A 582-nucleotide genomic window follows, 5' to 3' on the forward strand; every position below is an offset into this window, starting at 1 on the left:
TCTGGCACCAAGGCATCCACCAAATGCCCTTAATAACTTATTTTTCTTAGACTTCCTTTCCGTCCCTATCGATTGTCAAAGAGCAGAGGCATAAGCCTCAGCCAAGTTGATACTTGGATTGCAGGCACCATGGTACATGGTACGAACTATCAAACATCTACTTGTAAAAGAGCATAACCAGCCATCAAAGTTTGAAAGTGGTGGAGATGAACGGGATTGAACCGATGACCCCCTGCTTGCAAGGCAGGTGCTCTCCCAGCTGAGCTACATCCCCACTTGGTCAAACTAATCCCCCGGCACCTGTTGCGTCCTCATATCATATGAGGCAGGTAACGCACCGCACATTGTGGCGGTGTTAATGCACTGCTTGCAGTGTCTTAAGGGGTGATGGTGGGCCTAGGAAGACTTGAACTTCCGACCTCACGCTTATCAGGCGTGCGCTCTAACCAGCTGAGCTATAGGCCCATCGGCTTTCAAAGAACTTCAGAGCGAAGCTCCTTGCAATTAAATAGCGAGTTGGACAAATTTCCTTAAAGGAGGTGATCCAGCCGCAGGTTCCCCTACGGCTACCTTGTTACGACT

General features: G+C 49.3%; 2 tRNA genes and 1 rRNA gene. All 3 read right to left on the minus strand.

Annotated features, from left to right (window positions below):
• Positions 1-198 precede the first annotated feature (198 nt).
• Positions 199-274 (minus strand) — tRNA-Ala (locus tag HUV30_RS04005).
• Between the two features lie 114 nt (positions 275-388).
• Positions 389-465 (minus strand) — tRNA-Ile (locus tag HUV30_RS04010).
• Between the two features lie 67 nt (positions 466-532).
• Positions 533-582 (minus strand): 16S ribosomal RNA (locus HUV30_RS18290); the annotation flags it as partial.

This window comes from Desulfovibrio subterraneus (assembly GCF_013340285.1).
GTDB classification, from domain to species: domain Bacteria; phylum Desulfobacterota; class Desulfovibrionia; order Desulfovibrionales; family Desulfovibrionaceae; genus Halodesulfovibrio; species Halodesulfovibrio subterraneus.